Origin of the sequence: Streptomyces sp. NPDC008238, assembly GCF_042956445.1 — a bacterium.
Lineage (GTDB): Bacteria > Actinomycetota > Actinomycetes > Streptomycetales > Streptomycetaceae > Actinacidiphila.
In genome coordinates this window covers 1-7,434 of the sequence record NZ_JBIBGK010000013.1, presented here as the reverse complement: position 1 = coordinate 7,434, position 7,434 = coordinate 1, and the positions used below count along the sequence as shown (strand labels likewise).

At 74.0% G+C, this 7,434-nt stretch carries 1 protein-coding gene; it reads right to left on the bottom strand.

What is annotated here, in order from left to right; genetic code table 11:
* Positions 1 to 75: 75 nt before the first annotated feature.
* Positions 76 to 7,434 (bottom strand): type I polyketide synthase (locus ACFZAU_RS24675; RefSeq protein ID WP_500553970.1); only part of this gene is annotated, 7,359 nt, incomplete at its 5' end.

Genomic DNA, 7,434 nt, shown 5'->3' with positions numbered 1-7,434 from the left:
TGGAACCTCACCCATGCTTCTCGTCACACCTTCGCGCTGCTGCTGCCTGCTGCGTGCTGCCTGCTGTCGGCCTGCTTAAATCCCGAGCTCCTTGTCGATGAAGGCGAAGAGCTCGTCGGGCGTGGCCTCTTGGAGCTTTTCTGTGACGGCCTCGCCACGGGAATCGGTGTGCGGTTCACCCCACTTCGCCAGGAGGGCCTGCAGACGCAGCGCGATGTCGGTACGGGTCGGGGTGTCCGCGGCGTCCGGGTCGAGCACGGACAGCGCGGACTCGAGCTTGTCGAGTTCCGCCAAGCCGGGGGCGGCGCCGGGGCCGCCGTCCGGGACGATCTCGCCGAGCAGGAAGTCGGCCAGGACGGCCGGGTTCGGGTGGTCGAAGACGAGGGTGGCCGGGAGCCGCAGCCCGGTCGCGGCGTTCAGCCGGTTGCGCAGTTCCAGCGCGATGAGGGAGTCGAAGCCGAGCTCCTTGAACGCGCGCTGCGCGCCGACCTCGTCGGTGGTCGGGTGGCCGAGGGCCGCGGCCGCGTGGGTACGGACCAGCTCGGCGACGGCCAGGCCCTGTTCGGCCCGGGGCATGACCGCCAGGCGGCGGCGCAGGGCCTCCGCCGGGGAGAGCCCGGCACCGGCCGGATCGCCGTCCGCCCCGCCGGAACGGGCCGCCTCCGCCAGCCGCCGCACCGCGGGCAGGTCGGCCAGGAACGGGCTCGGCCGCACAGCTGTGTGGCCGGGCGCGAACCGCTCCCACTGGATGTCGGCGACCGCGACGGTCACGTCGCCCAGGTCGAGGGCCTGCTGGAGCGCGCGGATCGCGGAACCGGGCGCCATCGCCGGCACGCCGCCGCGGTCGAGGCGTTCGCCGATCGCGCCGCCCGCCGCCAGTCCGCTGTCGCCCCACCGGCCCCATGCCACGGAGGTTGCGGCCAGTCCTTCGGCGTGCCGCTGCTCCGCGAGGGCGTCCAGATAGGCGTTGGCCGCCGCGTAGTTGCCCTGCCCGCCGTCGCCGAGCGTGCCGGCGACCCCGGAGAAGAGCACGAACGCGGACAGGTCCAGGTCGCGGGTGAGCTCGTGCAAGGCGAGCGCCGCCTCCGCCTTGGGGGCGAGGACGGTCGCGAACCGCTGGGGCGTGAGGGCGTCGATGACACCGTCGTCGAGCACACCGGCGGTGTGGACGACGGCGGTCAGGGGACGGTTCACGGGGACGGCGCCAAGGAGCGCGGCCAGGGCGTCGCGGTCGGCCACGTCGCAGGCGGCGACGGTCACCTCGGCGCCCAGCGCGGTCAGTTCGTCGCGCAGCTCGGCGGCACCGGGGGCGTCGATGCCCCGGCGGCTGGTCAGTACGAGGTGCTCGGCACCGTTCTTCGCGAGCCAGCGGGCGACGTGAGCGCCGAGCGCACCCGTGCCACCGGTCACCAGCACCGTGCCGTGCGGGCTCCAGGCCTTTCCGGCGGGCACGTCGGCGGCGGGCGCGTGGGCGAGCCGGCGCGCGAAGACGCCGGAGGCCCGGACCGCGACCTCGTCCTCCGCGCCGTCCCCGGCCAGCAGGCCCGCGAGGCGGGTGAGCGTACGGTCGTCCGCGGTGTCCGTGCCGGGCAGGTCGACGAGACCGCCCCAGCGGTCGGGGTACTCCAGGGCGGCCGTCCGGCCGAAGCCCCAGATGAGTGCCTGGGCGGGATCGGTCACCTGCTCGGAGCGGCCGGTGGCGATCGCGCCGCGGGTCACGCACCACAGGGGCGCGGTGACCTCGGCGTCGCCGAGTGCCTGGACCAGGGCGGCAGTCGCCAGCAGTCCGGCGTGCTCGCGCAGCGGGGCGCTGTCGCCGCCAAGGGCGAGGAGGGAGAGGACACCGCTGGGCGCGGTGCCGTCGAGTGCGGCATTCACGGTCGCTGTCAGCTGCTCGCGGTCGGCCGTGCCGTGGTCGACCCGCACGGTGCGCACCTGCGCTCCGCGGTCGGTGAGCGTGCGCTCGACGGCGGCCGCCCACTCCTCGTCCGCGCCGGTGAGCGTGCCGGGGACGGCGAGCAGCCAGGTCCCGGTGAGGCGGGCGGAGGCGGGCTCGGACACCGGCTTCCACGTCACCCGGTAACGCCAGCCGTCGACGGTGGACTGCTCACGGCTCTGCCGGCGCCACGACGACAGCGCCGGGAGCAGCGCGGTCAGCGGCTGGTCGGCCTCGATGGCGAGTTCAGAGGTGATCGTGTCGAGGTCCTCGCGTTCGACGGCCGCCCAGAAGCGCGCGTCGATCTCGCTCTCCACCGGCGCCTCGAACGCGGGCGCGGGCGCGATCTCGGGCCAGAACCGCTGCGCCTGGAAGGCGTAGGTGGGCAGGTCCACGCGCAGCGCGCCGGTCCCCGCGAACACCGCCTGCCAGTCCACGGACGCGCCGTGGACGTAGGCCTCACCCAGGGAGAGCCAGAACCGCTCCAAGCCGCCTTCGTTGCGGCGCAGGGAGCCGAGGACGGCGGCCTCACGGCCCGCGTCCTCGACGGTCTCCTGCAACCCGACGGTGAGGACGGGGTGCGGGCTGGACTCGACGAACACTCCGAAGCCCTGCTCCAGCAGCGTCCGGACCGCCTGCTCCAGCTCGACGGTCTTCCGCAGGTTCCGGAACCAGTAACGGCCGTCTAGCTCCGGCCCGGTCATCCACTCGCCGGTCACCGTCGACAGGAACGGCACCTGCGCGTCACCCGGGGTGATCGGAGCCAGAAGCTCGGCCAGCTCGTCCCGCAGGAGGTCGACCTGAGCGGAGTGCGAGGCGTAGTCCACCGCGATCCGCCGCGCCCGCACGCCGTCCGCCTCGCAGGAGGCCAGCAGCTCGTCCAGCGCCTGCACTTCGCCGGAAACCACCACGGAGGACGGGCCGTTCACCGCGGCAACGGAGATCCGCTCCTCGCCCCAGGCCGCGATCCGCTCCCGGACCTGCGCGGCCGGCAGCGCCACCGACACCATGCCACCGAGACCGGCCAGCACCCGGCCGATCGCCTGACTGCGCAGAGCCACGACGCGGGCCGCGTCCTCCAGCGAGAGGATCCCGGCGACACAGGCCGCCGCGATCTCGCCCTGCGAGTGCCCGATCACCGCGGCCGGACGCACGCCGGCCGCCTTCCAGACCTCCGCCAGCGACACCATCACCGCGAACAGCGCAGGCTGCACCACGTCCACGCGCTCCAGCGACGGAGCGCCCTCCACACCACGCAGCACATCGAGCAGCGACCAGCCGGTCAACGGCTCCAGCGCCTGAGCGCACTCCTCCATCCGGGCAGCGAACACCGCTGAAGCGTCCAACAGCCCTTCCGCCATGCCTACCCATTGCGACCCCTGTCCGGGGAAGACGAACACGGTCCTTCCCCCGATCGCGGACCCCTGCACCAGGACCGGTGAGGTCTCCCCGGCGGCCAGGGCGGTCAGGGCAGTGACGACGTCGGCGCGCTCGCGGGCGACGAGGACCGCGCGCTGGTCCAGAGCGCCGCGGGTCGTGGCCAGGGAACCGGCCACGTCGACAAGTCGCAGGTCAGGGTGGGTGGCGAGGTGGTTCAGCAGGCGTTCGGCCTGACCCCGCAGGGCCTTCGGAGTCCGCGCGCTGAGGGTCCACGGCAGGGCGGTGGACGGGCCCGACGGGGAACCGTCAGGGGTCACCCCGGTCAGTAGGGGTGTCCGCTCCGGTTCCGGGGTCGTGTCCTGCGCGGACCCCTGAGCGGCGTCGGGGGCCTGCTCGATGATGGCATGCGCGTTGGTCCCGCTGAAGCCGAACGACGAGACTCCCGCGCGCCAGGGGCGTCCGGTCTCGGGCCACGGCCGTGCCTCGGTCAGCAGGTCGACCTCGCCCGCGGTCCAGTCGACGTGCGGGGTGGGCTCGGCGATGTGGAGGCTGCGCGGCAGCTCGCCGTGTTCCATGGCGAGCACGATCTTCATGACGCCCGCGACACCGGCGGCGGCCTGGGCGTGGCCGATGTTCGACTTGATCGAGCCGAGGAGCAGGGGCCGGCCCTCGGGGCGGTCCTGGCCGTAGGTGGCGAGCAGCGCCTGCGCCTCGATGGGGTCGCCGAGGGTGGTGCCGGTGCCGTGCGCCTCGACGACGTCGACGTCGGAGGGTGTGAGGCGCGCGTTGGCGAGGGCCTGGCGGATGACGCGCTGCTGGGACGGGCCGTTGGGGGCGGTGAGGCCGTTGCTGGCGCCGTCCTGGTTGATGGCGGAGCCGCGGACGACCGCGAGCACCGGGTGGCCGTTGCGCCGCGCGTCCGACAGCCGCTCCACGAGCAGCATGCCGACGCCCTCGGCGGGGCTGAAGCCGTCGGCGTCGGAGGAGAACGCCTTGCAGCGGCCGTCCGTGGACAGTCCCCGCTGGCGGCTGAACTCGATGAAGGTGCCGGGCGTCGACATGACCGTCACGCCGCCCGCCAGGGCCACCGAGCACTCGCCCGCCCGCAGCGCCTGGACGGCGAGGTGCAGGGCGACGAGCGAGGCGGAGCAGGCGGTGTCGACGGTGACCGCCGGGCCTTCGAGACCGAAGGTGTACGAGATGCGGCCGGAGACGACGCTGCCGGCGCTGCCGGTGGCGAGGTGCCCTTCGAGGCCTTCGGTCGCGGTGCGGGCGAGCTCGGCGTAGTCCGAGCCGTTCGTACCGACGAAGACGCCGGCCTGGCTGCCGCGCAGCGTCTGCGGGTCGATGCCCGCCCGCTCGAACGCCTCCCAGGACGTCTCCAGCAGCAGCCGCTGCTGCGGGTCCATCGCCAGCGCCTCACGCGGCGAGATCCCGAAGAACCCGGGGTCGAACTCAGCCGCGCCGGACAAGAACCCGCCCTCGCGGGTGTACGAGGTGCCCTGCGCGTCGGGGTCGGGGTCGTACAGCGCCTCGATGTCCCAGCCGCGGTCGGCGGGGAACTGGGAGAGGGCATCGCCGTCGGAGACCAGCAGCTGCCACAGCTCCTCGGGGGTGCGCACCCCGCCGGGGAAGCGGCACGCCATCGCGACGATCGCCACGGGCTCGGCGTCGAGGACAGCGGCGCTCGGCGTCACGACGGCGGACGCCCTGTCCCCGTCCCGGCCGAACATCTCCTCGCGCAGGTACCGGGCGAGGACGGTGGCCGTCGGGTAGTCGAAGACGAGGGTGGGCGGGAGCTTGAGACCGCTGGCGGCGACCAGGCGGTTGCGGAGCTCGACGGAGGTCAGCGAGTCGAAGCCGAGCTCCTTGAACGCGCGCCCCGCCTCGACCGCTTCGGGGCCGGCGTATCCGAGCACGGCGGCGACGGCGGTGCGGACGAGGTCGAGGAGCAGCCGCTCCTGCTCGGCCGCGGGCTGACCGGCGATCCGCAGGGAGAACTCACCGGCGTCGCCCGCGCCCTCGGTGGCGTCGGCACGGATGCTCTCGACGGCGGCGCGCGCCTCGGGCAGGTCGTGCAGCAGCGGCCGGGACCGGCCGGAGGTGAAGGCGAGGACGAAGCGCTTCCACTCCATGTCGGCGACGGTCAGCGTCGTCTCGTCCCGGTCCAGGGCGTGCTGGAGCGCGGAGACGGCCCGCTCCGGGTCCATCTCGATGACGCCGTGGCGGCGCATGCGGTCGCCTACCGCGCCCTCCGCCATTCCGCCGTCGCCCCAGGGGCCCCAGGCGATCGCGGTCGCGGGCAGACCGGCCGCCCGGCGGTACTCGGCGAACGCGTCGAGGAAGGCGTTGCCCGGCGCGTAGTTGCCCTGCCCGGGCGCGCCGAAGGTCGCGGCGAAGGACGAGAACAGCACGAAGGCGGACAGGTCCAGGTCACGGGTCAGTTCGTGCAGGTGCAGGGTCGCGTCGACCTTGACGCGCAGTACCGCCTCCACCTGCTCGGGGGTCAGCGCCTCGATGACACCGTCGTCGAGGACGGCGGCGGTGTGGACGACGGCGGTGAGGGGGCGGTCGGCGGGGACGGCCCCGATGAGCGCGGCGAGGGCGTCGCGGTCGGCGACGTCGCACGCGGCAACGGTCACCTCGGCACCGAGCGCGGTCAGTTCGTCACGCAGCTCCGCGGCGCCGGGGGCGTCGATGCCCCGGCGGCTGGTCAGCACGAGGTGCTTGGCGCCGTTGGACGCGAGCCAGCGAGCGACGTGCGCGCCGAGCGCGCCCGTACCGCCGGTGACCAGCACCGTGCCCTGCGGTCGCCACTCGCGGACGGTGCTGGTCTCCGCGAGCCGCGCACGCACCAGACGCCGCGCGAACAGGCCGCCCGGGCGTACCGCGACCTGGTCCTCGGCCGCGTCGCCCGCCAGGACGCCGGCAAGCCGGGCGAGCGCCCGGTCGTCCACGTCGTCCGTGCCGGGGAGGTCCACCAGGCCGCCCCAGCGCTCGCCGTGCTCCAGCGCGGTCACGCGGCCGAGACCCCAGATCAGTGCCTGCGTCGGGTGCTCCAGCCGCTCGGAGCGGCCGGCGGCGACGGCGCCGCGGGTCACGCACCACAGCGGCGCGGTCACCTCGGTGTCACCGAGCGCCTGGACGACGGCGAGCGTGGTCACGACAGTGCCTGCCGCGGTGCCCGAGGGCGTCGACAGGCAGACGACACCGGACACGGCGGGCCCGTCGGCGAGCGCCTCTCGTATGCGTACGGCGAGTTCGGCGCGCGTGTCGTCGCTCTGGACGACGGCGATTCGCCGCACGTCAGCGCCGCGGTCGATGAGCGTGCGCTCGACGGCGGCCGCCCACTCCTCGTCGGTGCCGGTGAGCGTCTCGGGGACGGTGAGCAGCCAGGTGCCGGTCAGGCGAGGGGAGGCGGGCTCGGGCAGGGGCTTCCACGTGACGCGGTAGCGCCAGCCGTCGACGGTGGACTGCTCACGGCTCTGCCGACGCCACGAGGACAGCGCCGGAAGCAGCGCGGTCAGCGCCTGGTCGCCGTCCACGTCCAACTCGGCCGTCAGGGCGGCCACATCGTTGCGTTCGACGGCCTCCCAGAAGCGTGCCTCCACGCTGTCGGCGGGGGCGGCGGCCCCAACAGCCTCGGGGGTTCCGCTCTCCAGCCAGTAGTACTCGCGCTGGAAGGCGTAGGTGGGGAGGTCGACGTGGCGCGCGCCGGTCCCGGCGAAGACCGCCTGCCAGTCCACGGACGCGCCGTGCACGTAGGCCTCACCCAGCGACAGCCAGAACCGCTCCAGACCGCCTTCATTGCGGCGCAGCGAACCCAGGACCGCGGCCTCACGACCGGAGCCCTCCACGGTCTCCTGCAGCCCGACGGTGAGGACAGGGTGGGGGCTGGACTCGATGAACACGCCGAAGCCCTGCTCCAGCAGGGTGCGTACCGCCTGCTCCAGCTCCACCGTCTGGCGAAGGTTCCGGAACCAGTAGCCGCCGTCCATCTCCGGGCCGGTCATCCACTCGCCGGTCACCGTCGACAGGAACGGCACCTGCGCCTCACCCGGCACGATCGGCGCCAGCAACTTCCCGAGCTCTTCCTCCAGCAGGTCGACCTGTGCCGA